This is a genomic window from Congregibacter sp., assembly GCF_965660375.1.
In the GTDB taxonomy this organism is placed as follows: domain Bacteria; phylum Pseudomonadota; class Gammaproteobacteria; order Pseudomonadales; family Halieaceae; genus Congregibacter.
Genome location: NZ_CBFHZO010000121.1, coordinates 1 through 26,267 on the forward strand (window position 1 = coordinate 1; position 26,267 = coordinate 26,267).

A 26,267-nucleotide genomic window follows, 5' to 3' on the forward strand; every position below is an offset into this window, starting at 1 on the left:
GGCATTCATGGCGACCTGAGTTCCCGCTCGCGTGGAACCGGTGAAGGACATCATGTCCACATCGGGGTGCCTGGACAATGCCGCACCCACGGTAGGTCCATCACCGTTCACCAGGTTAAACACGCCCGCGGGCACGCCTGCCTCGTGCATGACCTCTGCCCATATCTGTGCGGACAGGGGCGCAATTTCGCTGGGCTTGAGTACGATGGTACAACCCACCGCCAGCGCTGGCGCCACCTTGCAGGCAATCTGATTAATGGGCCAGTTCCACGGTGTGATCATGCCGCAGACACCAATAGGCTCCTTGATAACACGGTGCGGCCCCAGGTCCTCTTCAAAATCGTAATTGCGCAGGACATCCAGCGCTTGCTGCATATGTCCCATTCCCGTGTGTGCCTGCGCCGTCTCTGCCAGACCTTTGGGCGCGCCCATTTCGGTTCGAATCGCCTCGGCAATATCGTGATAGCGCGATTGATAGACTTCTATGCAGCGCTCCAACAGCGCGATGCGCTCCTCTCGGCTGCTCATACCGTAAGTCGCAAAAGCCGCTTTTGCCGCCGCCACGGCGCGATCTACATCCGCCTCCGACCCCAGAGAGATGCGGGCGCAGACGGTTTCGTGCGCCGGATCGATCACGTCGAAGGGCTTCGGTACTGCGGGGTCAACCCACTCGCCGTTGATGTAAAACTTAAGATGTTCGCGCATAGGATTTACTCCGTTATTGTGATGGTGCTCAAAAATCCGAGACAGGAGTTTAGCACCGCAGCGTCTCAGAAAAAGCACCTCTTGGGTGTGGGATTCGCCAGACCCTGTTCCTTGCACACACCGGGGGTATCCACCACAATATGTGCGGTTAATAACACCGTTTTTGAGGAACAGCACCATGAACATGGACATCGCCAGCGATGAAATGACCCTTTTTCGCGATATGGCGCGCCGCGCCTTCGAACAGGAAATCGGGCCTCACTTCGAAACCTGGGAAGAAAATCATCTCGTGCCCCGGGAGTTTTGGAACACCTTGGGTGCCGCTGGCCTCCTCTGCCCCGATGTTGACGAGGCCTATGGCGGCGCCGGCACCGCGCCCCACGTCACCTTGATGCTCATCGAAGAGTTGTCGCGCATGGGCTTTGGCGGTATTGCCACAGGCTACGGCATACACTCAAACATCGTGGCGCCTTACATCAGTCGCCATGGCACTGACGAGCAGAAGCAACAGTGGTTGCCCAAGATGGTCAGCGGCGAAGCCTTCGGCGCCCTGGCGATGACAGAGCCCGGTGCAGGATCTGATGTGCAGGGCATTCGCACCAGCGCGGTTCGTGACGGCGATGAATGGATACTTAATGGATCCAAAATCTTTATCACCAACGGCATCCATGCTGACATCGTTGTAGTGGCTGCGATCACCGACCCCGGCAAGGGAGCGAAAGGGACTTCGCTCTTCCTGGTAGATACCACTCTTCCCGGCTTCGAAAAAAGCCGCAAGATCGAGAAAATCGGTCAGCACACCTCAGACACGGCACAGCTGTTTTTCCAGGATGTTCGCCTTCCCGCCAACGCGCTCCTCGGTGAGGAAAACCGCGGCTTTGTCATCATGATGGAGGAGCTGCCCCGGGAGCGTCTGGGTATTGCTGCCCAGGCTGTGGGCGCAGCAGAAGGCGCGTTGGACATCACCGTGGACTACGTAAAAGAACGCAAGGCCTTCGGTCAAAGCATTGGCGAATTTCAGAACACGCGCTTCAAGCTGGCTGACGTCAAAACCCAGATCGGTCTGAACCGGGCGCTCTACGAGCAGTGTGCTGACGAATACGCGCAGGACGCATTGACGGCTGATAAAGCGGCGATGCTCAAGCTGGCCTCCTGTGAAATGCAGTGCAGCACCATTGACGATTGCCTGCAGCTCTTTGGTGGCTACGGTTATACGGTGGAGTACCCGATTTCCCGGTTCTACACCGATGCCCGCATCCAGCGCATCTACGGTGGCTCATCAGAAATCATGCGCGAACTGGTTGCGCGCACGATGCTGGGGCGCTAGAGCCTGAAGCACAGGGTTCTTCTCGCCGGCGCCACCGGCTACATCGGCACCCGGGTCGCCCGGGAGTTGCTGTCAAACGACTATGCTCTCGTGTGTCCGGTGCGCGACCTGTCCAGCGATGCCTCCGAGGGGCTGCGGGCTTTCGCCTCAACATGTGCAACGGGCTCGCTTCATTTGCTCCCCACAGATCTGCAGAACCCCGATGGTCTGGACGGTGCCCTCAAAGGCTGGCACGTAAGCGCCCTGGTTTCCTGCATCGCCAGTCGCAGTGGCGGCGTGGCTGACAGTCACCAGGTTGACTATCTGGCCAATCATCATCTGTTGCAATGGGCGCTGAAGACAGACGTTCAACACTTCACGTTACTCTCCGCGATCTGCGTGCAAAAACCGAAACTGGCCTTTCAATTTGCCAAGTTACGTTTCGAAGAGGAGCTGGCGGCCTCCGGGCTGTCTTTCAGCAGCGTGCGGGCCACGGCCTTCTTTAAATCGCTCAGCGGCCAGCTCCAACGGGTGAGTCGTGGCAAACCCTTTCTGATGTTTGGCGACGGGACGCTGACGCGCTGCAAACCCATCGCGGAATCCGACCTCGCGCAATTCATCCGGCTGACCCTGGAATCAGATAACTTGAACGGTGTACGGGCCATCGGAGGTCCAGGTCCCGCCCTGTCACCCCTGGAACAGGCGCAGCTTCTATCACGGCTTACCGGGCAGCCTCTGCGCACAAAAAGCGTCAGCCCAAAGCTGCTTCAGGGTATCGCCGCTCTCCTTGACCTGCCGGGGCGGTTTTCAAAAACCATTGCTGACAAGGCAGAGTTTGTTCGCATTGGCCACTACTACGCCACCGAGTCCATGCTCCACTGGAATGAGGACGAGGGGGCCTACGACGCTGAGGCGACACCGGAATTTGGCACCATTACCCTTGAAGACAGTTACCGCGCACAGCTCGCCGGCGCGACGGATCAATCCCTTGGAGATCAGGCGGTATTCCGCTGACGCCTGCGAGTGAGCCATTGCTGCCCTTGCAGAAGCGCTCTCATTAAGGTTCTATTAAACCGGTACGTAGTTATTACTGACATCGCCCAGGAGAAGTTCCATGTCGAAAAATATTGTTTCTAAGAATCTCGTCCCTAAAAAATTGCTGGCCACGGGCCTCGCTGTTATCACGCTAAGCGCAGCGCCCCTGGCCCTGTCGCACCTTGTAAAAGAAGAAGCGATGCAATCCTATCGTCAGTCCTATTTTACGCTGATTGCCATGAATTTTGGCCCCATGGCGGCGATGGTTAAGGGCGATATGCCCTGGGATGACGACAAAATGCTCGCCCTGGCCGAGGATTTTGCGGCGGTCGCCAGCGTTGATGTTGCACGGGCCTTTGGCCCCGGCTCCGATAAAGGCACAACGAGAGCCAAGCCGGAGATCTGGGAGAACACCGACGATTTTCTCGAAAAGTATGCGGCGCTCCAGTCCGCATCTGAAGACCTCCTTGCCGCAGCCAAGACTGGGGACCGGGGAGCAATCGGTGGCGCCATCAAGGACACCGGTGGAGCCTGTAAAGCCTGTCACGACGAATACAAGGCGAAGGACTACCTGTACTGAGTCAGGCTGATCGCGAGCGCCCGATCTTGGGCGCTCTTCCCACAGCCTCTCCCTACCGCGGGGCATGTACTAAGAAATTGGTGCAAGGGCAATGAAAGCCTTCGCTACCAGTAGTATTCCGAGGCGGGGGGCGCGGGAGCCAGCTCGAGAAGCGCGAAAAGCATTCCCCCAACCAGCACTGCGATAATCAGCGCTTTGTAGGCCGGCTGCGCCGGACCGGTACCCTTGCGACCTTCCGCCTTACCCACCACCATGGGCTTCAGAAGACGCTGTTTCCGTAAGCGCTCGTAGTAAATCACTGACAGCACGTGAAGTGCTATGAAGCCCAGGAGCACATTAAAAATCGTCTCATGATAGGCAGCGAGGGAATCGCTCACACCGCTATCAAACACATAGTAGAAAGGGCCGGTATACAGCACATCATCAGAGTTAACCGTTCCCGTCAGCGCCTGCGCCAGGAGCAATACCCACAGGAGCATGGCAGACCATCCGCCCGCAGGATTGTGTCCCGGCGTTGCGCTGGGAGCCCCGCGAAAGTACGCCACCACCGTTGAAGGACCCCGCAAAAAGTCACGGAACCGGGACTGGGGGGAGCCTACGAGCCCCCAGCATAAGCGAGTAACGACCGCGACCAGGAGCGTAAGCCCCAGCCACTGATGCACTTCCTGATACCCCTCCTCTGCTGTCCACCAACTGGCAGGAAGGAGCAAAAATATGAGCCAGTGAATAAGGCGTACCGGCAGGTCCCAGAGCACATAGTCTGGCGATGGGGTATCTCTATGGTTCTGCGTTCGAACAGAGGGCACGGCGCTAATCCTGAGGGTACAAGGGGGGCTCGGTGACGTCGACGTACTGGTACTGCCAGCTGGCGTTGGACAAAAACGCACGGTGCCGCGGACCTTCGACTTCCAGGTCACCAGTTTCGTAGGCGGCATCACCCGGATAGAGGGTTGCAAAACCACCCTCACCTTCACCCTTATTTTTCAGAGGCACCAACAGCGGCAGCACCCGGGGACAGGGCGTTTCCCGCTCTCCCGCAAGAGCCTCCGATGCAGTGTTGTAGCGCGCCACGGCGCAGAGCGTAATGAAGGTTGGCGGCATCATGGGCAACTCCCCCGCTCTATGTGTCTCCAGGGCCTGCTTCACGCCGATCCACTGGTAATCATGAATCTCACTACCATCGATGACTACCTCAGAATCCGGCGCCACCTCACCGGCAAAGATCCAGGTAGAAAACCGTTTGCGCTCGCCCACGGGCGTCGTCCAATGACTGATCAAGACCATGGATTCGGGATCCGGCGACACCCCCGCCTCCTCCTCGGCTTCCCGAGCTGCAGCATAGCGCGCAGCCTCATCAGGGTCGTCACCGCCGCGGGTACGGTCTGCTTCATCTACCGCACCACCAGGAAACACCCAGAAACCGCCCGCAAAGGCCAGGGCACGATTCCTGCGAACCATCAACACTTCCAGTTCCTGCTCACCGTCGCGGAGCAGCACAACGGTGCTGGCCGGCCGAATGGGGACACTCATTTGCCCATGAGTTCCATGAGACCCACAACGGTGGCCTCCACACCGAGAGTCACCGCGGGTTTCGGTGCAATTTTAAACAGTGGTGAGTGATGCGATGGCACGGGTTCGCCACCGGCTGCCGCCGCACTGAAGGCCTCCGGCGGCGTGCCACCCACAGCAAAGTAGGTGCTGGGAATGTAGGGGTCCGTCGTGAAAAAGGGAAAATCTTCAGAACCCATACCTTTACGTTTTTTATCCCAAAGCACATCGCTGCCAAAACGCGATTGCCATACATCACGAAGACGCCCGGTCATAGCGAGGTCATTCGCGGTCACCGGAACCGATTCATCGGAGACCATGACCTCGGGGAGCTTGTCATCGGGCAGCCCGGCAACACGCCCCATATTGACCGCCACACGACGAATACCATCCAGCAATAACTCGCGGGTTTCAGGATCGTCGTTGCGTACTGTCAATTTGAGGACAGCGCGGTCTGAAATAATGTTGTTCTTGGTGCCTGCATGAAAGGCGCCTACGGTGATCACGCCCGCATCCCGCGGTGGCAATGTCCGGCTTACTACTGTCTGCAAAGCCAGCACGATCTGCGAACCCAGGACCACCGGATCGACCCCCGTATGGGGTGAGGCCCCGTGAGCACCCACGCCGTGAACAATGATTTCAACGGTGTCGCCTCCCGAGTACGCCGCGCCCATGGCCGCGGACAGCTTGCCGGTGGGAATAGAGGACGTCACATGAAAAGCCATCGCCATATCCGGCTGTCCAAAGCGCTCCCAAAGCTTGTCGTCCATCATGGCTTCGGCGCCGGAGATTCGCTCCTCTGCGGGCTGTCCTATGAGCATCAGAGTACCCGACCACTCATCGCGACGCGCCATCATCTGCCGCGCCGTTCCCACAAGACTCGTGATATGGACATCGTGACCACAGGCATGCATCACAAAAACTTCGTTGCCATCGGGATCGGTCTGCTTGGCCGTGGACGCATAATCCAGGCCGCTCTTCTCCTCCACCGGGAGTCCATCCATATCCGCCCGCATCATTACCAGGGGACCCGGACCGTTCTCTAAAATCGCGACCAGCCCGGTTCCGCCCACACTTTCAGTCACCTCAAAACCCGTGTCCCGAAGCTCTGCGGCGAGACGTGCGGCAGTTTTAGTTTCCTGAAAGGACAACTCGGGATTCTGATGAAAATAGACAAACAGCTCCCCCAGGTGGCTATCGTAGTCTTCAGCAATTGCATCACTTAAGGCATCTGCATGGGAAAGCTGCGAATACCCCAGGCCCACTGCCAGACTCAGGGACAGTAGCTGTCGTTTTAGGGGCTGCTTCATAAAAAATTCTCCGTTACCGTGAAGTTGTCAGTGCGACGACGGGAAAGCACCGGAACAGGCGCTAGCCCATGGACGCAGACATGGACATAGACACATCGAAACCCAGCTGCTGGGCGTGCTGACGTGCCTTCTCCTGTGCTTCCCCGCTCCGACTGCTTATCCAGAGATTACTCGAGCGGGTGCCGCTGCGGCAAAAAGCAAAAACACCACGGGGATCATCGAACAGCTCTGCCATCGCGGCAAGGTCGTCACCGGGATAGTTAAAAGCGTTTAGAGGGTAATAGTAGTACTCAAGGCCGGCGGCCTCCGCGGCCTGGCGCAATTCCTCAGAAGTGGGCTGACCCATAGCTTCTCCATCAGGACGATTGTTAATGACGACCTTGAAGCCGGCGGCGGAAACCGCTGGCATATCTTCAGCGAGGATCTGCGGCGACGCCGCCAGGGTATCTGTGAGTTTTATGTAACGAAGATTGTCCTGCATGGGATAGGTCTACTCTTTTTGTTTGCCGACGTGTGGTGAAAGTATATATCGCCCGTTACGGCCACAACAGTCGAAGCGTCACCGAGAGGGGTTGCCTCTGCGCTAAAAGCCCTGATAGCCATCAAAAATCAGCTTGATGCCCACGACCACGAGAAACGCCGAGATAATCCGGTAATACACCTCGGGATTCGACATTTGCACAAGCTTACGGCCAAGCAAGACACCTACAGGGGCGACGGGCACCAGTGCCAGCGAGTACCAGAGATTGTCGGTCCCGAATTGTCCCAGAGCGTAATAGGCAGGAAGTTTGATCAGGTTCACAAGGGCGAAAAAAAGCCCCCCGGTTCCTGCATAGATCAGCGGCGGCAGGCGCTTGGGAAGGAGATACATGGCGAAGGGCGGACCGCCCGCATGAATGCTGAAACTGGTAAATCCTGACAGGGCACCAATCAGCGTGGCCGCTGTACGGTTGTGCTCTTTACCCAGAGACGACAGCCAACCCAGCAGACTCTGCAGGCCAAAAGCCAGGGCCACCACACCCACAAGCAAGCGCATCATGGCATCGTTAACCGCATCTGCCAGCAGGTAACCTGCAAGCAGACCCAGCAAGGCTCCGGGAATCAACAAGCGCAGGGCCAGCCTATCAAACTGGCCCCGGTAGCTGTACACAACGACCATATCCATAACCACCAGCACCGGCAGCAAAATAGCGGCGGCCTGGGAAGGCGGCATTACCAGTGCCATGAGGGGTACGGCAAGAATAGCCACGGCGCCGCCAAAGCCTCCCTTGGCCACGCCGTAAAGCATTGCGGCGGGCACACCCACCAGCACGAAAAGCGGATCCAGCGGCACCACGACTTAAGGTACCAGGCCGAACTGCTCGTTCATCAGATCCAGCATGGCCTCGCGGGGCCGATCCATCCTTGGCAAGGGCGCACCCAAAATACCTTCCGCCTGCGCGGTATAGGTTTCCGACAGGTCCAGGAAAAATTCGTCGGGGACCGCGTGGCTTTGAGCGTAGCTGCTGCGCTCCTCCATACGCCGCGCATCCAGAAGCATGTCCCGGTCATCCACCCAGGACAATAGCGCTTCACGGAACTGCTCCTTACTGTGTTCCCTGGGCTCGCCGCGCTCCCAGTCCTCTCGTCGCCAGATGCGCGACGAGTCCGGGGTGCCGACCTCGTCCATGTAGATGAGCTCCTCGCCGCCCGACAGTGATGGCGCGATACCAAACTCAAACTTTGTGTCGACCAACAAGTCCCCGCTTGCGGACAGCTTATCCTCAATAATCTCGAATCCGGATCGTAACGCACTTACGCAGGCATCCAGCTGCGCTTCACTTTGTAAAGAAAAGGCGCGGTAATATTCTCGCAGGGCCGCGGGGGCAAGAGGCGCATCGTCAGTCTCTGCGACTCCGGGCACATCGCGGACAACACCCTTGGTCGACGGCGTGAAGAGCAGCTCGCTTAAGCGCTGAAACTGTTTGAGTCCATCGGGGAGCGTGACCCCGCCGATCACACGCTCACCCCGCGCGTAGGCCCGCCAGAGGGATCCGGTAATGTAGCGCCGCGCAATCGCCTCCATCATGACGGGTCTGGCCTGCCGGACGATCCAGACCATGGGATGGGGCATCTCCAGCAAGTGATGGGGCATCAAAGCGTTTGCATCAAAGGTCGAGAACCAGTGCGCTGCGATAGCATTCAATGCCGCGCCCTTACCGGGCACGCCCTCAAAGCTGTCACTGCGCCAAAGGCAGTCGAAGGCGGAAAGCCGGTCAGAAATCACCATGATCGCTAGATCGCTCTGGGGCGCGATCGCATAGCCCCGCTCACGAATCAGACGCTGGGAATCGTCCGGACGTAAAAAGTAGACCGAGCGTACTTTACCGCTGTGCACGGGTCGCGCAACCGCCAGAGGCAGGTCATCGCTGACGGTTAAAACCGAAGAAGCGCTCATAGGGGGTCCCGGTGGTGCATCGCAAAACAATCACAGAAGCTGATGGGGAAAAAAAACAGACGCATGACTGAACGACGCCTCAGGCTAAAGCCAGAAAAAAGCTGGCAATGGCCGCGCTGAGAAGATTCGCCAAAAACCCGCCCAGCACAGCGCGTAAGCCCAGCTGGGCAATGAGCGGCCGCCGCTCCGGTGCAAGCGTTCCAAGACCCCCTATAAGAATCGCAATGGACGAGAGATTCGCAAAACCACAGAGCGCAAAGGACACCACGGCCTGAGAATGATCACTGAGCATGGCCTTGTCTTCGTAATAGGAACCGAAGGCCACGAACTCATTAAGCACCAGCTTCTGGCCGATAAGATTGCCCGCCACCGCGGCCTCATCCCAGGGCACGCCAAGAAGAAATGCGATGGGCCGAAACAGATTCCCCAGCAGCAACTCCAGTGACAGCGCCTCCCATCCCAACAGCCCACCGAGCCCTGCGAGAAGGCCGTTTACCAGGGCGATAAGTCCCACAAAGGCCAGCAGCATGGCACCGATATTCACGGCCAGGGAGAGGCCGCTGCCGGCCCCCGTGGCCGCAGCGTCAAACACGTTGACACTGCGCTCGATACTTAAATCCAGGGCGTCTTCAGCGCGGGACACGGACTGCTGCTCGGGCACCAGAAGCTTGGCCATGAGCAGGCCTCCCGGCGCCGCCATAAAGCTGGCCGCGAGGAGATAACGCATCTCCACACCAAGGGCGACATACCCCGCGAGCACGGAGCCGGCAACGGTCGCCATACCCCCAACCATCACCGCAAAGAGCTCGGAACGGGTCATGGACGCAATATAGGGTTTGATCACCAACGGGGCCTCGGTCTGACTCACGAACACATTGGCTGTGGCTGACATGGACTCGGCGGGACTGGTGCCCAGTAGTCGCTGCAAGGCACCACCGAGAATACGGATAATCCACCCCATGAGCCCAATGTGATAGAGCACCGCCACCAGGGAAGAAAAGAAAATAATGATCGGCAGGACATGAAACGCGAATACGAAACCCACCTCGTAGCGACCAATATCGCCAAATACGAAATCGATACCCGCCTGGCCGTAGCTGATAATGCGAGCCACCCCGGTGGAGAGTGACTCCAGCACCGCCCGCCCCGCCGGCACGTAAAGCGCCAGACCGCCAATGGCCACCTGCAATAGAAACGCCCCGCCCACGGTTCTCAAGGACACACCACGGCGATCCAGGGATAGCGCCCAGGCGATGGACAGGAAAACGATGATCGCCATCACCGCGAGCAACGCAGTCAGGGCGCCGCTCACGAGCTACTGTCCTCCTGCGACTCTGCCCCCTCTGACCGCGACTGCTGCGACACCGAGAGGAGCATGTTGCGCACGATATCCAGTGCAACGCGGTTACGCCCTCCCCGGGTAATCACCATGTCGGCATGGCGTACGCTGGGGCGGATGAACTCGTGATACATGGGTCGCACGGATTCGCGGTACTGCGCAGTCACGGAATCCAGACTCCGTCCCCGCTCCTTGATATCCCGGGCCATGCGCCGAAGCAGGCAGATATCCAGGGGCGTATCCATGTAAAACTTGATATGGCAGGCGTCGCGAAGCGCGGCGTGGGTCAGCAGCAGAATACCTTCTACGATGATCACCGACGCGGGGGTCACTCTTGTCGTCTCGGCGGTGCGACTGTGAACCGTGTAATCGTAGATAGGAACATCCACCGCCTGACCTGCGCTGAGGGTTTTTAGATGGCTGGCGAGCAAATCCTGCTCGAGGGCATCCGGATGATCGTAGTTAACGCTCTCCCGTTCCTGAAGAGACATATGGGACTGATCACGGTAGTAGGCATCCTCCTTGATGAGAACCACGTCCAGCAGGGGTGCGTCTCGCCGCAGCTCCTCGCATAGCGTCTCGGCGAATAGGCTTTTACCCGAACCCGAAGGACCGGCGATGGCAATAACAAAGGGCTGCACTGGACGCGGGCCTTTCACTGGGATGGTGGAGACGCAGTTTATCCCCTGGGAAGGATCACCCCAAGTCTCCGCAGCCCCTTTGCCGGACTATTTCCACCATGGGCAACGACCCCCTCCAGCCCAGGTAAGGCGACTTGGGGCCACAGCCGGCCTCCGTTACACTGCGGCGCGAAGCTCAAGGACACATCCATGACCCGCACTCCCTTTGTTACCACTCGAACATTTTTCTCACTCTCCGGTCTTCTGGCTGGGATTCTGGCAGCGACCGCGCAAACCGCCGCTCAGAGTAGCGAGCAGGCAGCCTCACGTATCGAACAGGTCATCGTCAGTGCCAGCAGGGAACCGGAGGTCGGCTTAAATCTCGCTTTGCCCTGGGCGCGTATCGACGATGAAGCCTTAAAGCTCACCGGTGCCGTGCATATCAACCAGATCATGCAACGAGCACCCGGCACCTGGATATCCCGCGGAAACGGCCAGGAGAGCCTGGTGGCGCTTCGCTCCCCGGTACTCACCGGCAGCGGGGGCTGCGGCGCCTTTTATACCGCCTGGGATGGCATCAGCCTCCGCGCCCCGGGCTTCTGTAACGTCAACCAGCTGTTTGATGTCAACAGCGAACAAGCGGGCGCCATCGAGGTCATCCGGGGGCCTGGTACCGCGGTGTACGGAGCAAACGCGGTGCACGGCGTCATCAATACGCTCACCGCAGACCCACGCCAGGGCCCGGAAAACGCCTATGCCGTTGAGGCGGGCCCCGACGATTACTACCGGGTACGGGGAGAGTTTCGGGCACGACACGGTGACCATGCCTTAGGCGCGTACTTTAATGGGGTCGCCGACGGCGGCTACAAAGACAATGCCGGCTTCGATCAACAGAAGTTGACCTTACGCCACGATTTCATCGGTGAGCAATGGGAAGTCACCAACGCACTGGAGGCGACGAATCTGAACCAGGAAACTTCCGGGTTTGTCGCCGGCTTTGAGGCCTACAAAGATCCCGATTTGAAGACAGTGAATCCGAACCCCGAAGCCTATCGCGATAGTTTTGCATTGCGGGCCTACAGCCGCTGGCAGCGAGACACCAACCTGGGGCACCTGAGTATCACGCCCTACGTCCGACGGACCACCATGGAGTTCCTCCAGCACTTCCTGCCGTGGCAGGCAACGGAGAAGAATGGCCAGGAAAGCCTGGGGCTGCGGGTAGCACTCAGCGACAGCAATGAAGGCTTCAGTTGGCGCACCGGTGTGGATATCGATGCCACCCGCGGCTGGCTGCGCGAAGTGCAGGATGATGACTTCAGTCCCAACCAGCCAATCGGCGTTCACTATGATTACGAGGTCGATGCGCTTTCGGCAGCACTCTACGCTCAGGGAAACTGGCAGCTGACATCTCGCTGGGGACTCGCTGCAGGGCTGCGCCTCGAAGAAAACAGCTACGATTACAACAACCAGACGGCCGACGGGTCTGCCTGCGCACCGGAGGCCAGTAACTGTCGTTTCTTCCGTCCTGCGGATCGTGAGGACGATTTCAGCAACGGCAGCGTCAACCTGGGACTTACCTATGCCCTGAGCGATTCCCATCGCGTTTACCTTCGAGGCGCCCAGGGCTTTCGTCCGCCTCAGGCAGCCGAGCTCTATCGCCTCCAATCCGGACAGGAAGTCGCGGAGCTGGACAGTGAAACCATCACAAGTGTTGACCTGGGGATGCGCGGCAATCTCGGCGCCCTCAGCTATGACGCATCGATTTACAGCATGCGCAAAGAGGACGTGATCTTTCAGGACGCTGACCGGCAAAATGTGAGCGGCGCCAAGACCCGCCACGAGGGCGTTGAATTTAGCGTGTACTGGACCGGTCAGTCAGGCTGGTACGCCGGCATCGATGGTAATGTGGCGCGGCACCGCTATGACAGCGCCGCTAATCTTCTGGGCTCCCGGCTGGATATTGAGGGCAACGATATTGATACCGCCCCCCGGCATTTTGGCAGCGCCCGTTTTGGTCGCGACCTGACGGTGAACAACCGTGACCTGCGCGCAGAGTTGGAGTGGGTACATATGGGCAGCTATTACCTGGAGCCCGATAACCAGCACGAATATGAAGGTCACGAGCTCCTTAACCTGCGTGTGGCGATGGATCTGAACAGGGACTTCAGCACCACCCTGCGAGTTACCAATGTGCTCGACGAAGACTACGCCGAGCGCGCTGACTTCGGCTTTGGTTCCTATCGATACTTTGTGGGCCAGCCCCGCGGCGTCTTCCTGGAGTTTGCTTACCGGCCGGAGTAAAACAGCTCCTAGGCCATGGGACGGATACCCACCGCCGCGCGGACCTTGTTAATCAGGGGAACACTTTGCTCCCGCGCCCGATCGGCACCCTGACGCAGCACCGCTTCGATATGGCCCGGGTCAGCGATGAGCCGCTCGTACTCCTCTCGCGGCCCCCTAAGTTCTTCATTAATCAATTCAAATAGCTGCTTCTTGGCCTCACCCCAGGCAATGCCGTCGGCAAAGGCCTGCTCCATGGATGCGATAGCCGCCTTGTCCGCAAAGGCACACCAGAGCTGGAACACGGTGGAATCAGCGGTATCCTTCGGGTCGCCGGGCTCCAACAGGTTTGTTTTGATTTTGTTGATCGCCTTTTTCAGGCGTTTCTCGCTGTCAAAAAGCGGAATCGTGTTGTTATAGCTCTTGCTCATCTTCCGGCCGTCCAGGCCCTGAAGCACCGCAACATCGTCGTCTACCCGCGCCTCGGGCAGCACGAAGAGTTCCTCGTAGTTGTGATTGAAGCGCTGCGCGATGTCCCGCGCCATTTCCACGTGCTGAATCTGGTCGCGGCCCACGGGAATATCATGGGCGCGGAACATCAGAATATCGGCGGCCATGAGCACGGGATAACTGAACAAGCCCATGGTGACCGCAAAATCCGGGTCATCGCCATTCTCTTCATTGGCCTGCACGGCGGCTTTATAGGCATGGGCCCGATTCATGAGCCCCTTGGCAGCGCTGCAGTTGAGAATCCAGGTCAGCTCGGCGATCTCGGGAATGTCCGACTGCCGATAAAAAACCGCGCGCGATGTATCCAGCCCCAGAGCCAGCCAGGTGGCGGCGATTTCCAGCGCCGAACGCTGCACCAGCTCCGGGTCACTGCATTTAATCAGGGCGTGATAGTCCGCCAGAAAAAAGAAAGACTCGTTGTTGTCGGACTTCGCTGCCGCTATCGCCGGGCGAATGGCCCCCACATAATTGCCCAGGTGGGGGGTGCCCGTGGTGGTGATACCCGTGAGAACGCGTCGCACGCTCATACTTGTCTCCTCAAAAAATCGTCGGTCCGGGGACCCTGGTTAATGCTGTTCATCGCGGGCCTGCAAAAAGCGGTACCGGTTGACGGTAATAAGCGCTCAACACCCGTTGCAACGCCCAGGCATCGTCACTCCCGGCAAGCTCGCGGATGGAGTGCATGGCAAAGGTGGGAACACCGATATCCAATGTTGTCACCCCGAGTTCCCCCGCCGTGATGGGGCCGATGGTACTGCCGCAGGCCATGTCCGCGCGCATGGCAAAACTCTGCACCTCCACAGATTCCTGTCGGGCGAGCAGTCGAAACAGCGCTGCCCCATCACTGGAGGTCGCGTAGCGCTGACTGGCATTAACCTTGATCACCGGACCGCCGTTCAGCATGGGACCATGCTGCTCATCGTGTTTGTCCGGATAGCTGGGGTGCACAGCGTGGGCATTATCCGCAGAGATCATCATAGACCGCTGCATCAGCAGGGGCAGCCTGCCCGCATCAGGGAGTAAACCCTGAAGAAAATGCTGCAACATTGGGCCCTGGGCACCGGACGCGGAGCAGGAGCCCACCTCCTCGTGATCATTGCAGATCAGGAGCGACCACTGGGATCCGTCGGACTGTACCAGCGCCTGAAGCCCGGTGTAGCAGGACAACAGATTATCCAGTCGTGCTGATGCGATGAACTCCCCCTTGAGGCCAAGTTGCGCCGGCGGCTGCGTATCGTAAAAGCACAGCTCGTAATCGAGAACCTCCGTGACCTGCAGATCACGCTCACGCAAATGGGATCGCAAAAAATCCCGGAGACAAAACTCGTCATCATTCAGCGATAACAATGGCGCCATCTGCAGCTGGGCATTCACGCTGCGGTTTTTATTCGCTTCCCGGTCCAGATGAATCGCCAAACTGGGGACCACGGCGATGGGGTCCCGAAAATCCACCAGGGTCGTTGCCACAGCGCCGCTCTCGTCCTGATAACTCACACGGCCAGCGAGGGATAGATCACGGTCAAACCAGGGGTTTAAGAGTGCACCGCCATAGACCTCAATGCCTAGCTGCAGGTAGCCCATACTGCGCTGCTCCGGCTGCGGTTTCACCATGAGACAGGGGCTGTCCGTGTGGGCTCCCACCATGCGCACTCCGCTTTCGAGTAAAGGCCCGCTCCCGGGGCGCAAAGCAATAATGCTCCCCCCCTGCTCATAGAACACCCCACCACTGCCCGGCGAGGGTTTGTTGTCCCCGTCGAGGGGCGCAAAGCCAGCCTCGCGAAGCCGTCGCGACATAGCCTCCACGGCGTGAAATGGGGTCGTGGCCTCCGACAAAAACGCCAGCAGCCCCTCGTTAAACGCTTCCTTGCTCATTAAAGCTTATCCTTACTGCTGACTTCCGAGTGCTGATCCATGAGGCGAGCAAGCAGGCTACTGGTATCCCAGCGGGCACCGCCCATGGCCTGAACATCACCATAAAATCCATCCACCAAAGTGGTTATGGGTAGATCAAGACCCAGACGCTGTGCCTCGCTGAGCACAATGGACAGGTCCTTACGCATCCAATCCACCGCGAAACCATGCTCATACTCGCCGGCCAGCATGGTCTTGTAGCGATTTTCCATCTGCCAGGACTGTGCCGCACCCTGGCTGATAACCTCGATCACGGCCGCCGAGTCCAAACCGGCGTGCTCCGAGAACAGCAGCGCCTCGGACAGGCCCTGCACCACGCCGGCGATACAAATCTGGTTGACCATCTTTGCCAGTTGCCCTGCACCGCTGGCGCCCAGCAGGCGCACACACTTTGCATAGCTTTCCATCACCGGCAGGGCCTTTTTAAAGGCATCCGGCGCCCCACCGGCCATCACCGTAAGTGCCCCATTTTCAGCACCCGCCTGGCCGCCGCTTACCGGCGCATCCACAAACCCGACGTCCCGGGCCGTGGACAGGGTGGCAAGCTCCCGGGCCAGGGCCGCCGAAGCCGTGGTGTGATCAACGATCACCGCGCCGGCGGCAATGCCGTCAAACACGCCATCGCTGTCACTAACGACTTCACGGACGTCATCATCGTTGCCTACACAGAGAGCCACGATGTCGGCGCCACGCGCTGCCTCCGCCGGTGTGTGTGCCATGCGGCCGCTAAAAGTGTTACTCCACAGCTCTGCTTTACTCGCCGTGCGGTTGTAGACACAAACCTCGTATCCCGCTTTTGCGAGATGCCCTGCCATGGGAAACCCCATCACGCCCAAACCCAAAAAAGCCACTTTCATGGAAGCAATAATCTCCTGACTCAGGTCCACCACAGGAGGCACAACACGGCACCCAGCAGCAGACGGTAGATAACAAAGGGCAGCATGCCCACTGCCTCGATAAGACGTAAAAACAGCGCGATGCAGCCATAGGCACTGACCGCCGCGGTGGCGGTTCCCAGCAGCACCAGGGGTAGATCCACAGCCGTGTCGGCGCCCAGGAGGTCTGATACCTTCAACAGCGCCGCACCGAGAATAATGGGAATAGACAGGAGAAAAGAAAAGCGCGCCGCCGCGTGCCTGGACAGGCCCAGCAAGAGTCCGGCGGTTATTGTTATCCCTGAGCGGGACGTTCCGGGAATCGGCGCAATGGCCTGGGCGCAGCCAATCATCAGAGCTACGCGCCAGTTTCCCACATTATCACTGGGAACTGTTCCCACCCGACGGTCCGCATAGGCCAGCAGCAGGGCAAAAAGAATCGTTGTGCTTGCGATGACCGGCAGGCTGCGCAAAGAATCCATCACATCATTGAGCGCAAAACCAACGATCACCGCTGGCACCGTTGCCAGCGCAAGATACAGAATCTCCCGGCTGTGCTCGTTCATCTGTCCTGCGCGCAGCGCATCCCAGCCCCCCTCAGCCAGCACCCAGAGGTCCCGCCAAAAATAAAGGCTTACCGCGGTGAGTGTGCCGACGTGTACCGCCACATCAAAGACGAGGCCTTGATCCGGCCACCCCAGCAACATTGATGGCAGCAGCAGGTGCGCGGAGCTGGAAATGGGTAAAAATTCCGTGAGGCCCTGCAACAGCGCCAGCAGGGCGGCCTGCCACCACTCAATCATGCGCTCCGGCCCTGCTCTGCCAGGGTCTTCCAGCCGATGCGGGTCTGCACATAATCCGGGGCTGCCAACAGGGGTTCCTGCCCCTGCCCTGCTACGAGTGCCCGCCTTGCGGTTTCCAGCATATCCTGAGCCTCGGGGAGCACCTTCGGCCAGGGCGTCAGGCGATCCTGCAGGACCGGTGACATCTCATGCACAAAGGCAGCACCGCTGCCCACCGCCAGCCAGGGAAGCTCCCTCGCAGAGTCGTGGCTCGGCCTCTCTACTGCCTCGGGAGGCGCCACGAACGCCTCACCCAGCGCCAGCAGTTCTGCCCCATCAAAGCTAAACCACTGCCCGTAGATTTGCCCGATACGTGCATCAATGCAACTCAGAATCATCGCGGAAGCTTCGAAGGGTTCCTGGCGCAGAAAGCTGCGCAGCTGGGTCTCGAGGCTGGATACTCCGACAACGGGTGTCCCCAGGCTGAAGGCCAACCCCTGGGCCGCGCTGACGGCAATCCGCAGTCCGGTAAAAGAACCGGGGCCCCGTCCGTAGACGATGGCATCGAGCTCAAGCTCTGCGAGTTTTCGACCCGCCAGGAGCTCATCCAGAAGCGTGAACAACATTTGCTGATGCTGCCGCGGCATGACACGGTGTATGGATTGGCACGCCTGTCCGTCCCAAAGCGCAAGGCTCAGGGCGTCAGTCGCGGTATCAATGGCAAGAAGGCGGGACAAGTCAGTAAGATCTAATCATGGTGAAGGCGAATTATCCCACACAATCTCCATCTCCGGACGGCGCTGCGAACTTTCGCGGTGCCGGGTCCGGCGTTGTGGGTCTGGTGCTGTGCGGAGGCGCTGGACGGAGAATGGGAGGCTCAGACAAAGGCCTGCTTAGCGTAGACGGGCAAATGGCGGTCACGCGCGCCCTTCAGAGCCTCGAGGCGCTTTGTGAGCGTCGCTTTATCAGCGCCAACCGGAACCTCGCACAGTACCGGCACCTCGGACTGGGCACGGTCCTGAAGGACCTGCGGCCGGAGCTCGCCGGCCCTCTTGCGGGCATAGAGGCCCTCGCTGCCGCGTTGCCCCGGGACGGTAACTACGATCGCCTGCTTCTCCTCCCCTGCGATATGCCCCGACTCACCGCAGAGGTGCCAAAAAGACTCCTGGAGGCGCTAGACAGCCAGCCAAAAAAGGAGATCGTCTACGCGAGTTGCGGGGGACAGAAACACTATCTCTGCGCGGCGCTGCGACTGTCTGTACTTGACGGCGCAAGCGCGCAACTCGACAACCGTGATTATGCGGTACGCCGCTGGTACGCGACGCACAAGGTTGCAACGCTGGAGTTTAGCAATGCGCTGGAGGCTGAATTTCTGAATGTAAACAGGGCCGAAGATCTGCGACCCTGAGTGCTAAGGTCTAGCCGCCCAGCGCTGCCACGACCTTCGCACGGATTTCCTGAACGCTGCCTACCCCTTCAATGAAGTGGCATGCGGGCGCGTCCTCACCACTCATGCTGCTGTAAAAATCCACCAGCGGGCGGGTCTGCTCCTGGTACACCGCCAGGCGCTTGCGCACGGTTTCTTCCAGATCATCGTCGCGGTGGACCAGCGCTTCGCCGGTCTCGTCGTCCACACCATCCACCTTCGGAGGATTATGCTCGATGTGATAGATACGGCCTGACCCCGGATGCACCCGACGACCGCTGAGACGCTTAACAATTTCCTCGTCGTCCACGGCGATTTCAATAACGTGATCGATGGTCACACCGGCATCCACCATAGCCTGGGCCTGGGGAATCGTCCTCGGAAAGCCATCGAAAAGACAACCGCCGGCACAATCGGGCTCCGCGATTCGCTCTTTCACCAGGCCGATAATAATGTCGTCGGATACCAGCCCGCCGGTATCCATAATCGCTTTGGCCTTCAGACCCATCTCCGTGCCTGCCTTCACCGCGGCCCTGAGCATATCGCCCGTGGATATCTGAGGAATGCCAAAGGCTTCGGTAATGTACTGAGCCTGAGTGCCTTTACCGGCACCGGGAGCTCCGAGCAGAATCAATCGCATGGACGTCCTCGTTTTTTTAAAAGGGGTAATTCTTCGGCCCGCAGGCTTGCCCACGCCGAGCCGGACACCATACCGGCAGCAACAGGGGGAAACAAGCAGCCTTTAGTCGAAGATCTGTGCGCTACTCCGACGCTTTTGCCTGCTCCCAGAGGAGTTCCATGGCCGCTCCGTCCAACGCCTCCAAAGCCTGTCCAGTAGCCGCACAGCGCGCTTCCATGTTGCAAAAACGACGCTCGAACTTACTGCTGGCACGACGGAGCGCCGCCTCGGCGTCCAACTTCAGATGGCGGGACAGGTTCACCACGGTAAACAGGAGGTCGCCGAGCTCATCTTCCATGGCGCTTTTGTCGTTCTGCGCCAGTGCCTCACGCAACTCCTGCAACTCCTCATCGACTTTATCCAGCACCGGGTCTACCCCCGGCCAGTCAAAGCCCACCCGTGAAGCACGTTTTTGCAGCTTTTGTGCCCGGGGCAGCGCCGGCAGCGCGAGGGGCACGTCGTCCAGGGCTCCCGACTGGGCCCGCGACGCCCGCTCCCTGGATTTGATCGCCTCCCACTGCTCCTTGACCGCGGCAGTGCTCTGCGCACTGCCCCCCTGGAGTTTGTCGCGTTCGCTGACGACCCCCTCTATTTGACCATCGGCGAACACGTGAGGATGGCGGCGCAGCAGCTTCTCCGCCAGACCATGAACCACGGAATCAAAGCTGAAGAGGCCCTGCTCCTGACCGAGGCGCGCATAAAACACCACCTGAAACAGCACGTCACCAAGTTCGTCTTCCACATGGGGATAATCGCCGGCTTCAATCGCCGCCGCCAGCTCGTAACACTCCTCGAGAGTAGAGGGCACGATGCTTTGAAAACTCTGCTGCACATCCCAGGGACAGCCGTGCTCCGGATCCCGCAGGCGTTCCATGATGCGCAGCAGATTCGTAAGGGTATAGTGCGAGTCGTTCAAGGTTGTTACTCCGTTTCAGAGCGCTCGGCGGAGAAGCCGGCCTCAGGTGCTCACGCGACGGGCCGAGATCACGTTCTTGAGCCGGTTGAGACGTTCCAGGAGTTTGGCCAGGGACCCCAGATCGCCAACCTCGACCGTGAGACGCATAGCGGCTGCATGCGCCTTGCGGTTTGTCTGCGTTTGGATAGAGAGCACATTGATGCGGGCGTTGGCGAACATGGATGTGACATCCCGTAACAGTCCCTGGCGATCATAGGCCTCGATGGCGATATCCACCTCGAAGCGTTCATCGGGCGTACCGCCCCACTCCACATCAATCACACGCTCGGGGTTCTGCTCGGAAATTTTCAGTACGCGAGGACAGTCCTCACGGTGAATGCTGACCCCGCGCCCCTGCGTGATAAAACCGGTAATCCCGTCGCCGGGAACCGGCTTGCAACAGCCCGCGATATTGGTCAAAAGATTGCCCACCCCCTGCACCTGAACGGCATTGCGCTTGCGCCCACCCGTGGGCCGACTGACGCGCAATTCCGGCTGGGGTTTGCTGCCGATGAGGGTCTCCGCCGCGTTGACGACCTGGGACGCCGAGAGGTCGCCGGCGCCCACGGCGGCATACATATCGTCCACTGTGGGCACACTGAGACGCACCGCGATGCGCTTGTAGTCCACACTGGTCAGTGCCAGACGCCGGAACTCACGCTCCAGAAGCTGCCTTCCCGCATCGACGTTTTCTTCCCGGGCCTGACTTTTAAACCAGGCCTGAACCTTTGCCCGGGCGCGAGGCGTCTGAAGATACCCCAGCCCGGACTGCAGCCAGTCACGCCGGGGACGGTTCTCACGGCCGGTGAGTATTTCCACCCGGTCTCCCGTTTGCAGGCTGTGGGTAAGGGGCACAATCTGTCCGTTGACCTTTGCTCCCCGGCAGCGATGCCCCACCTCTGTATGCACGTGATAGGCAAAATCCAGGGGTGTAGCGCCGCTGGCCAGGTTGACCACATCTCCCCGGGGGGTAAAGGCATAAACCCGATCCTGGGCAACATCGAACTTCAGCTGTTCCTCAACGCTGACCGCATCGCCGCTCTCTTCATGCCAATCCAGAACCTGACGAAGCCAGTTGATCTTCTCATCATAGCTTGAGCCCGAACCGGGCCGGGTATCCGTTCCCTTGTAACGCCAGTGGGCGCAGACACCCAGCTCCGCTTCTTCGTGCATTTCGTGGGTGCGGATCTGCACTTCCAGAATTTTGCCTTCGGGGCCTATGACGGCTGTGTGCAGCGAGCGGTAACCGTTTTCCTTGGGGCTGGCAATGTAGTCGTCAAATTCGTTGGGAATGTTCCGCCACAGACCGTGCACAAGGCCCAGCGTCGCGTAGCAGTCCTTGAGTTCCGGGACCAGAATCCGCAGGGCACGGATATCGTAGACCTGGGAGAAGCCAATGCCCTTGCGCTGCATTTTTCGCCAGATACTGTAGATGTGTTTGGAACGCCCACTGATCTCAAATTCTATGCCGGCGCCCCCGAGCACCCCACGCAACTGCTCACTCACCCGCGTAATGAATCGGTCGCGCTCAAGTCGTTTGCCGTCAAGGAGACGAGCAATACGCATGTAGGAGTCGTTATACAGATAACGGAAAGAGAGATCCTCCAGTTCCCACTTGAGATGACCGATACCGAGACGGTGCGCCAGGGGGGCGTAGACATCAAACACGTCCCGGGCGACGATTTCCTGGCGGGTCTTATCGCTTTTTACCGCGCGGATTGCACAGGTGCGTTCGGCGAGCTTGATGAGAGCCACCTGCACATCGTCCACGATCGCCACCAGCATCTTGCGGATATTGTCCCGCTGGCGCTCCGCCTCTCCCAGCACTGCTGTATCACTGGGATTACGCAGGTCAGCGATGGCGGCCATACGCAAGACGCCGCGAAGCTGGTTGGTAACCTTTTTGCCGAAGTCTTTTTCCACCTCGTCCAGGTCCAGTCGCTGCTCGCGCACCGCGCGATAAAGCAAACCGGCGATAAGACAATCGACGCCGACCCGCAGCTCCGCGAGAATCTGCGCAGACTCGATGCCCGCCCATTCACAATCCTGGTTCCGGGGCCAGTCCCGGGTATCGATCGCCGGCGTTTGAGATGCCTGATGGAGCACTTCGAGAGCGCGGCGAAGCCGATCCGTGCTGCTTTGAGACAGCGCAGCTGCCTGGGGAAGCTGCGCAAGCCAGGCTTCACCATCAGCGACGCCATCACTGGAAAAATAGCTTTGCTCCCGGACTCTTACCATGACCTCAGCTCTTGTCGAAAGCGCCGGTGGAGAGATAGCGGTCACCGCGATCGCAGATGATCATCACGATAGTCGCGTTCTCGACTTGTGCAGATACCCGCAGAGCGCCTGCGACGGCTCCTCCGGCGGAGACCCCACAAAAAATGCCTTCCTCGCGAGCCAGGGCCCGCATAGTGACTTCCGCCTCGTCCTGACTGATATCCAGCACGCGATCCACCCGGGCCGGCTCAAAAATTTTGGGAAGGTAGGCCTGAGGCCAGCGCCGGATACCGGGGATACTGGCCCCCTCCGTGGGCTGTAATCCGACAATCTCGACATCAGGGTTTTGAGTTTTCAGGTAGGCCGAGCAGCCCATAATCGTTCCCGTGGTACCCATAGAGCTCACAAAGTGGGTGATCTGGCCATCAGTCTGACGCCAGAGCTCAGGGCCGGTGCCCCGGTAGTGGGCAAGGGGATTATCGGGGTTGGCAAACTGATCAAGCACAATACCCTCCCCCGCATCCCGCATAGCATGGGCAAGATCTCGCGCCCCTTCCATGCCCTCCTCGCCGCTTACTTCGATAAGCTCGGCGCCGTAGGCCCGCATGGCCTGTTTCCGCTCGCTGCTCGCCGTGGCGGGCATAATCAGACGCATGCGATAACCGCGGACCGCCGCGGCCATGGCCAGGGCAATACCGGTGTTACCACTGGTTGCCTCGATAATAGTGTCACCGGGCGTGATGTCCCCGCGCGCCTCCGCTTCAGCAATCATGGTCATTGCCGGGCGGTCCTTCACCGAGCCTGCGGGGTTGTCGCCCTCCAGCTTCGCCAGTAGCACATTGCTGGTGTCCCCCGGCAGGCGCTGCAGGCGTACCAGTGGGGTGTCACCGATGCAGGCCTCAATAGTCGGATAATCGGGCATAGCAATTCCTAAAACTGTTCTGCAAAACGCTGTGTAGTAGCGCTCAAATCCGGCGTCACCTTATGTCAGCGACATCGCGATTGCCACCGTCCGGGGACGGCTGCGGCCGCGCCGTGTCAAACATGCTCCGGGTGCGAAGGGGCGTATTTCCCAGATGCGGCTGCAGCAGGACTCTGACCATTTTCTTCGCCGCCGGACCGTTTTCGCCGTCAAAGCGCCCCTCTGCGATGGCGATAATCTGCGCACCGGTAAAACTGCTTGCGCCTCCTTGCGCGCCCAGGGCAATCTCCCGCAGTCCATACTCCGATACCAGCGAGTAGTAGCCATCCTCACGAATGGGAGTTCCCCGGGAAGCATCAACGTCGAGATTAACGGCATAACCGAGCTCTTCAAGGAGACGAAACTCAAAGCGTCGCAGTGCAGATTCCAGCGCTGTTCGATCCCGCTCGTTGTTCGCGGCGTCGGACAGATCTCCGATGGCGGCGCCATAGGCCGTGAATATGGCAGGCTGCTCTTCAAAACGCTGGAGCAGCCGGAGCAGCAATTCATTGAGATAGAAAGCGCTGAGCAGAGCATCCCCATGGAGCGGCGTCAGCGCCCCTCCGGACTCGGCTCCGGTGAGTGTAAGGAGCTCGCCCTTCCCCTGATAGCTCAACAACAGGGGACGAAACGGCTGGAGTACCGCTCCCAGGGGGCCACCGCGGCGGCGACGGCTCAGGCCCCGGGCAACCAGCCCCAGACGACCCTGTTCCACCGTAAGCACATCAAGAAGCTCGCTGTTATCGCGAAAAGGTCGCCGATGAAGCAAATAGCAGGGCTGGAGCTGAACACGCATCAGGGGGACCGGTGCGTGCGCTCAGCGTCCATCGTCATAACCGAGACTTCGCAGCGCACGTTCATCATCGGCCCAGCCCGAGCGGACTTTCACCCAAAGATTAAGCATCACTTTGTTATCAACAAGACGCTCGATATCCTGCCGGGCATCCGTTCCAATCTGGCGCAAACGGCTGCCTTTCTGGCCGATGAGAATCGCTTTTTGCCCTTTGCGCTCCACCAGTATCACCGCAGAAATGTGCACAATTCCGTTTTCATGACCGTACTCCTCGATCTCCACGGTGGTGGAGTAAGGCAGCTCATCGCCCAGCTGCCGGGTTATTTTTTCGCGCACAATTTCAGCGACGAGAAAACGTGTGCTGCGGTCCGTGAGTTCGTCTTCCTCGAAAAGGAACGGTCCCCCGGGTAAACGCTGGACGATCTCTGTCTCCAGTACCTCCAGGTTGCGGGCGCGAAGGGCGGACAGGGGGATCAACGCGGCAAAATCAGCGCGCTGCGCCAGGGATTCGAGACTGGGTAAAATGGCGTTGGGATTGTCTTCCAGGTCTATCTTATTGACCACCAGCAGTAAGGGGGCACCACTGGCGAGGCAGCTACCCAACACGCGCTCATCATCGTCACGCCACTCCCCCCGGTCCACTACCATCACCACAATATCCACCGCTGCGACTGCTGCACCGGCAGTGCGATTCATAAAGCGGTTCAGCGCCCGGCCTTCACCGCCGTGAATCCCCGGAGTATCCACGAACAGCATCTGTGCCCTGTCTGTGGTCTTGATCCCCAGTACCTGGTGCCGGGTCGTTTGAGGCTTACGGGAAGTGATGGACAGCTTTTGCCCCAGAAGATGATTTAGCAAGGTGGACTTGCCAACGTTGGGCCGCCCCACAATGGCCACGTAACCGCAGCGAGTTTCTTTATTCATGGCTCCCCCAGTTGATCAAGAACAGCGCTCGCTGCTGCCTGCTCAGCGGCGCGTCGACTGTCACCAACGCCCTCCGCCACTTCCTTACCATCGGCAAGCTCACAGGCGACGGTAAATATACGGGCATGATCCTCCCCCGTCGCTTTTCGAAGCACGTATTCCGGCAGAGGACGCCCGCTGCCCTGAAGTAACTCCTGAAGCCGGGTTTTGGGGTCTTTGCGAGCAAGCTCCAACTTCAACCCCTCCAGGCGCGCGTGGAACACCTTCAGAATCGCTGCGCGACAGGCCTCAATACCTGAGTCGAGGACAATGGCGCCCAAAATGGCTTCAAAGGAATCTGCCAGAATGGAATTGCGACGGCGACCGCCACCGTGACGCTCGCCCACCCCAAGGCGCAATTGTTCTCCGAGAGTCAATTCCCGCGCCACCTCGGCAAGAGCGCTGCCTTTTACCAGCGACACCCTCAGGCGGCTTAACTGCCCCTCGTCCGCGTCGGGAAAGCGCTGGTAAAGCTCTTCGCTTACCACGTAGCCAAGCACCGAGTCGCCGAGAAATTCGAGACGCTCATTGTTACGACTCCCGACACTGCGATGAGAAAGGGCCTGGTGCAATAAAGCGTCGTTTTTCAGCCGACAGCCAAACTGCCGCTCCAGCCACTGCTGCGCGTCCATCACTCGTCGCTGTAACGCTCACCGGCGGTGAACACCAGATCATCATATTTAACGACCGCATCGAAGCGCCAGAAAAGCGGAATGCGGTCTTCGTAGTTGGCGTTCAACATCACTTTGCCACTTTCCCGGGTGATCTTCACATCACGAGGTCCAATGGATTTGATCTGATTCATGCTGAAGCTTCCGGAAAGCTGCCGGCGAATATCCGCAATGGTGTCCTGCTCGTCATCGAAATTCTCCGCCGCCTCACTAACCAAAGCACGAACAGTCTGATACTCGATGAGACCCGGCGCAATGCGAATGCCGGACATCACGAAGAACCCCACCATAGCGGCGATAATCAGCATGCCAAGCATGCTCATGCCTTGCTGTCTGTTGCTTGTTTTCATAGCCGAGCCCTCGA

At 59.2% G+C, this 26,267-nt stretch carries 27 protein-coding genes; 5 read left to right on the top strand and 22 right to left on the bottom strand.

Annotation, left to right across the window (positions count from 1 at the left end; translation table 11 throughout):
* A partial coding sequence (locus ACTG3T_RS12540; RefSeq protein WP_439102618.1) for an aldehyde dehydrogenase family protein occupies positions 1 to 705 on the bottom strand: 705 nt, incomplete at its 3' end.
* A gap of 178 nt (positions 706 to 883) precedes the next feature.
* On the opposite strand from ACTG3T_RS12540, the gene ACTG3T_RS12545 reads away from it, so the two are divergent.
* The 3 genes from ACTG3T_RS12545 (at position 884) to ACTG3T_RS12555 (ending at position 3,626) form a co-directional block, all read left to right on the top strand.
* Positions 884 to 2,032 carry an acyl-CoA dehydrogenase family protein gene (locus ACTG3T_RS12545; protein ID WP_439102619.1) on the top strand — a complete coding sequence of 383 codons (1,149 nt, stop codon included), beginning with the start codon at positions 884 to 886 and terminating at the stop codon, positions 2,030 to 2,032.
* A gap of 3 nt (positions 2,033 to 2,035) precedes the next feature.
* Positions 2,036 to 3,025: an NmrA family NAD(P)-binding protein gene (locus ACTG3T_RS12550; protein ID WP_439102691.1), complete on the top strand. Its 990-nt coding sequence runs from the start codon at positions 2,036 to 2,038 to the stop codon at positions 3,023 to 3,025.
* Positions 3,026 to 3,125: 100 nt separating this feature from the next.
* Complete coding sequence (locus tag ACTG3T_RS12555) at positions 3,126 to 3,626, top strand: c-type cytochrome (RefSeq protein ID WP_439102620.1); 501 nt, start codon at positions 3,126 to 3,128, stop codon at positions 3,624 to 3,626.
* Between the two features lie 104 nt (positions 3,627 to 3,730).
* Here the strand turns inward: ACTG3T_RS12555 and ACTG3T_RS12560 are convergent, their stop codons facing one another.
* From ACTG3T_RS12560 to udk, 8 genes are all read right to left on the bottom strand, one after another.
* On the bottom strand, positions 3,731 to 4,432 hold the full coding sequence (locus tag ACTG3T_RS12560; RefSeq protein WP_439102621.1) for a cytochrome b/b6 domain-containing protein: 702 nt from the start codon (positions 4,430 to 4,432) through the stop codon (positions 3,731 to 3,733).
* Between the two features lie 4 nt (positions 4,433 to 4,436).
* A complete protein-coding gene (locus ACTG3T_RS12565; RefSeq protein WP_439102622.1) occupies positions 4,437 to 5,156 on the bottom strand; it encodes an NUDIX hydrolase in 720 nt (239 codons plus the stop codon).
* On the bottom strand, positions 5,153 to 6,484 hold the full coding sequence (locus ACTG3T_RS12570; protein WP_439102623.1) for an amidohydrolase: 1,332 nt from the start codon (positions 6,482 to 6,484) through the stop codon (positions 5,153 to 5,155). Before ACTG3T_RS12570 ends, ACTG3T_RS12565 begins: the two co-directional genes overlap by 4 nt.
* 61 nt (positions 6,485 to 6,545) lie before the next feature.
* Positions 6,546 to 6,965 carry a TIGR01244 family sulfur transferase gene (locus tag ACTG3T_RS12575; RefSeq protein WP_439102624.1) on the bottom strand — a complete coding sequence of 140 codons (420 nt, stop codon included), beginning with the start codon at positions 6,963 to 6,965 and terminating at the stop codon, positions 6,546 to 6,548.
* 102 nt (positions 6,966 to 7,067) lie between these two features.
* Positions 7,068 to 7,820 (bottom strand): sulfite exporter TauE/SafE family protein, encoded by a 753-nt coding sequence (locus tag ACTG3T_RS12580; protein WP_439102625.1) that lies wholly within the window; start codon positions 7,818 to 7,820, stop codon positions 7,068 to 7,070.
* A 3-nt stretch (positions 7,821 to 7,823) separates the two neighbouring features.
* Positions 7,824 to 8,921 carry a phosphoribosylaminoimidazolesuccinocarboxamide synthase gene (gene purC / locus ACTG3T_RS12585; protein ID WP_439102626.1) on the bottom strand — a complete coding sequence of 366 codons (1,098 nt, stop codon included), beginning with the start codon at positions 8,919 to 8,921 and terminating at the stop codon, positions 7,824 to 7,826.
* 79 nt (positions 8,922 to 9,000) lie between these two features.
* Positions 9,001 to 10,233: a NupC/NupG family nucleoside CNT transporter gene (locus tag ACTG3T_RS12590; RefSeq protein WP_439102627.1), complete on the bottom strand. Its 1,233-nt coding sequence runs from the start codon at positions 10,231 to 10,233 to the stop codon at positions 9,001 to 9,003.
* Positions 10,230 to 10,901 (bottom strand): uridine kinase, encoded by a 672-nt coding sequence (udk, locus tag ACTG3T_RS12595; RefSeq protein ID WP_439102628.1) that lies wholly within the window; start codon positions 10,899 to 10,901, stop codon positions 10,230 to 10,232. Before udk ends, ACTG3T_RS12590 begins: the two co-directional genes overlap by 4 nt.
* Positions 10,902 to 11,090: 189 nt before the next feature.
* On the opposite strand from udk, the gene ACTG3T_RS12600 reads away from it, so the two are divergent.
* Positions 11,091 to 13,181 (top strand): TonB-dependent receptor, encoded by a 2,091-nt coding sequence (locus ACTG3T_RS12600; protein WP_439102629.1) that lies wholly within the window; start codon positions 11,091 to 11,093, stop codon positions 13,179 to 13,181.
* 8 nt (positions 13,182 to 13,189) lie between these two features.
* Here ACTG3T_RS12600 and trpS read toward each other — a convergent pair whose 3' ends face one another.
* Genes trpS through tsaB form a run of 5 tightly spaced genes read right to left on the bottom strand, consistent with a single transcriptional unit; the run spans position 13,190 to position 17,975 of the window.
* Positions 13,190 to 14,197: a tryptophan--tRNA ligase gene (gene trpS / locus ACTG3T_RS12605; protein ID WP_439102630.1), complete on the bottom strand. Its 1,008-nt coding sequence runs from the start codon at positions 14,195 to 14,197 to the stop codon at positions 13,190 to 13,192.
* 49 nt (positions 14,198 to 14,246) lie between these two features.
* The gene (locus ACTG3T_RS12610) at positions 14,247 to 15,542 is read right to left on the bottom strand and encodes a M18 family aminopeptidase (protein ID WP_439102631.1); all 1,296 of its coding nucleotides are present in this window, start codon (positions 15,540 to 15,542) and stop codon (positions 14,247 to 14,249) included.
* Positions 15,542 to 16,438 carry an NAD(P)-dependent oxidoreductase gene (locus ACTG3T_RS12615; protein WP_439102632.1) on the bottom strand — a complete coding sequence of 299 codons (897 nt, stop codon included), beginning with the start codon at positions 16,436 to 16,438 and terminating at the stop codon, positions 15,542 to 15,544. The genes ACTG3T_RS12610 and ACTG3T_RS12615 overlap by 1 nt, the downstream gene beginning before the upstream one ends.
* 20 nt (positions 16,439 to 16,458) lie before the next feature.
* On the bottom strand, positions 16,459 to 17,259 hold the full coding sequence (locus tag ACTG3T_RS12620) for an undecaprenyl-diphosphate phosphatase (RefSeq protein WP_439102633.1): 801 nt from the start codon (positions 17,257 to 17,259) through the stop codon (positions 16,459 to 16,461).
* Positions 17,256 to 17,975: a tRNA (adenosine(37)-N6)-threonylcarbamoyltransferase complex dimerization subunit type 1 TsaB gene (tsaB, locus tag ACTG3T_RS12625; protein ID WP_439102634.1), complete on the bottom strand. Its 720-nt coding sequence runs from the start codon at positions 17,973 to 17,975 to the stop codon at positions 17,256 to 17,258. The genes ACTG3T_RS12620 and tsaB overlap by 4 nt, the downstream gene beginning before the upstream one ends.
* Before the next feature lie 17 nt (positions 17,976 to 17,992).
* On the opposite strand from tsaB, the gene ACTG3T_RS12630 reads away from it, so the two are divergent.
* Positions 17,993 to 18,646, top strand: a complete 654-nt coding sequence (locus ACTG3T_RS12630; RefSeq protein WP_439102635.1) for a molybdenum cofactor guanylyltransferase — start codon at positions 17,993 to 17,995, stop codon at positions 18,644 to 18,646.
* Between the two features lie 10 nt (positions 18,647 to 18,656).
* Here the strand turns inward: ACTG3T_RS12630 and adk are convergent, their stop codons facing one another.
* The 8 genes from adk to ACTG3T_RS12670 all read right to left on the bottom strand — a co-directional run bounded on the left by adk (position 18,657) and on the right by ACTG3T_RS12670 (position 26,253).
* On the bottom strand, positions 18,657 to 19,304 hold the full coding sequence (gene adk, locus ACTG3T_RS12635; protein WP_439102636.1) for an adenylate kinase: 648 nt from the start codon (positions 19,302 to 19,304) through the stop codon (positions 18,657 to 18,659).
* A gap of 121 nt (positions 19,305 to 19,425) precedes the next feature.
* A complete protein-coding gene (gene mazG / locus ACTG3T_RS12640; protein ID WP_439102637.1) occupies positions 19,426 to 20,259 on the bottom strand; it encodes a nucleoside triphosphate pyrophosphohydrolase in 834 nt (277 codons plus the stop codon).
* Positions 20,260 to 20,301: 42 nt separating this feature from the next.
* Positions 20,302 to 22,536, bottom strand: coding sequence for a GTP diphosphokinase (gene relA, locus ACTG3T_RS12645; RefSeq protein ID WP_439102638.1), 2,235 nt, complete (start codon positions 22,534 to 22,536; stop codon positions 20,302 to 20,304).
* A gap of 4 nt (positions 22,537 to 22,540) precedes the next feature.
* Positions 22,541 to 23,437: a cysteine synthase CysM gene (cysM, locus tag ACTG3T_RS12650; RefSeq protein WP_439102639.1), complete on the bottom strand. Its 897-nt coding sequence runs from the start codon at positions 23,435 to 23,437 to the stop codon at positions 22,541 to 22,543.
* A 55-nt stretch (positions 23,438 to 23,492) separates the two neighbouring features.
* Positions 23,493 to 24,272 carry a DNA repair protein RecO gene (gene recO / locus ACTG3T_RS12655; protein ID WP_439102640.1) on the bottom strand — a complete coding sequence of 260 codons (780 nt, stop codon included), beginning with the start codon at positions 24,270 to 24,272 and terminating at the stop codon, positions 23,493 to 23,495.
* A gap of 21 nt (positions 24,273 to 24,293) precedes the next feature.
* Complete coding sequence (gene era, locus ACTG3T_RS12660) at positions 24,294 to 25,193, bottom strand: GTPase Era (protein ID WP_439102641.1); 900 nt, start codon at positions 25,191 to 25,193, stop codon at positions 24,294 to 24,296.
* The gene (gene rnc / locus ACTG3T_RS12665) at positions 25,190 to 25,864 is read right to left on the bottom strand and encodes a ribonuclease III (protein WP_439102642.1); all 675 of its coding nucleotides are present in this window, start codon (positions 25,862 to 25,864) and stop codon (positions 25,190 to 25,192) included. The genes era and rnc overlap by 4 nt, the downstream gene beginning before the upstream one ends.
* Positions 25,864 to 26,253 carry a DUF4845 domain-containing protein gene (locus ACTG3T_RS12670; RefSeq protein ID WP_439102643.1) on the bottom strand — a complete coding sequence of 130 codons (390 nt, stop codon included), beginning with the start codon at positions 26,251 to 26,253 and terminating at the stop codon, positions 25,864 to 25,866. Before ACTG3T_RS12670 ends, rnc begins: the two co-directional genes overlap by 1 nt.
* Between the last annotated feature and the right edge of the window lie 14 nt (positions 26,254 to 26,267).

Excerpts from the sequence above, each read along its gene's own strand:
- ACTG3T_RS12555 (WP_439102620.1), top strand. The coding sequence starts at position 3,126 with ATGTCGAAAAATATTGTTTCTAAGAATCTCGTCCCTAAAAAATTGCTG.
- purC (WP_439102626.1), bottom strand. The coding sequence starts at position 8,921 with ATGAGCGCTTCTTCGGTTTTAACCGTCAGCGATGACCTGCCTCTGGCG.
- ACTG3T_RS12545 (WP_439102619.1), top strand. The coding sequence starts at position 884 with ATGAACATGGACATCGCCAGCGATGAAATGACCCTTTTTCGCGATATG.
- cysM (WP_439102639.1), bottom strand. The coding sequence starts at position 23,437 with ATGCCCGATTATCCGACTATTGAGGCCTGCATCGGTGACACCCCACTG.
- ACTG3T_RS12570 (WP_439102623.1), bottom strand. The coding sequence starts at position 6,484 with ATGAAGCAGCCCCTAAAACGACAGCTACTGTCCCTGAGTCTGGCAGTG.
- era (WP_439102641.1), bottom strand. The coding sequence starts at position 25,193 with ATGAATAAAGAAACTCGCTGCGGTTACGTGGCCATTGTGGGGCGGCCC.
- ACTG3T_RS12630 (WP_439102635.1), top strand. The coding sequence starts at position 17,993 with ATGGTGAAGGCGAATTATCCCACACAATCTCCATCTCCGGACGGCGCT.
- adk (WP_439102636.1), bottom strand. The coding sequence starts at position 19,304 with ATGCGATTGATTCTGCTCGGAGCTCCCGGTGCCGGTAAAGGCACTCAG.
- ACTG3T_RS12615 (WP_439102632.1), bottom strand. The coding sequence starts at position 16,438 with ATGAAAGTGGCTTTTTTGGGTTTGGGCGTGATGGGGTTTCCCATGGCA.
- trpS (WP_439102630.1), bottom strand. The coding sequence starts at position 14,197 with ATGAGCGTGCGACGCGTTCTCACGGGTATCACCACCACGGGCACCCCC.
- ACTG3T_RS12670 (WP_439102643.1), bottom strand. The coding sequence starts at position 26,253 with ATGAAAACAAGCAACAGACAGCAAGGCATGAGCATGCTTGGCATGCTG.
- recO (WP_439102640.1), bottom strand. The coding sequence starts at position 24,272 with ATGCGTGTTCAGCTCCAGCCCTGCTATTTGCTTCATCGGCGACCTTTT.
- rnc (WP_439102642.1), bottom strand. The coding sequence starts at position 25,864 with ATGGACGCGCAGCAGTGGCTGGAGCGGCAGTTTGGCTGTCGGCTGAAA.
- ACTG3T_RS12610 (WP_439102631.1), bottom strand. The coding sequence starts at position 15,542 with ATGAGCAAGGAAGCGTTTAACGAGGGGCTGCTGGCGTTTTTGTCGGAG.
- ACTG3T_RS12600 (WP_439102629.1), top strand. The coding sequence starts at position 11,091 with ATGACCCGCACTCCCTTTGTTACCACTCGAACATTTTTCTCACTCTCC.
- ACTG3T_RS12620 (WP_439102633.1), bottom strand. The coding sequence starts at position 17,259 with ATGATTGAGTGGTGGCAGGCCGCCCTGCTGGCGCTGTTGCAGGGCCTC.
- ACTG3T_RS12565 (WP_439102622.1), bottom strand. The coding sequence starts at position 5,156 with ATGAGTGTCCCCATTCGGCCGGCCAGCACCGTTGTGCTGCTCCGCGAC.
- relA (WP_439102638.1), bottom strand. The coding sequence starts at position 22,536 with ATGGTAAGAGTCCGGGAGCAAAGCTATTTTTCCAGTGATGGCGTCGCT.
- ACTG3T_RS12575 (WP_439102624.1), bottom strand. The coding sequence starts at position 6,965 with ATGCAGGACAATCTTCGTTACATAAAACTCACAGATACCCTGGCGGCG.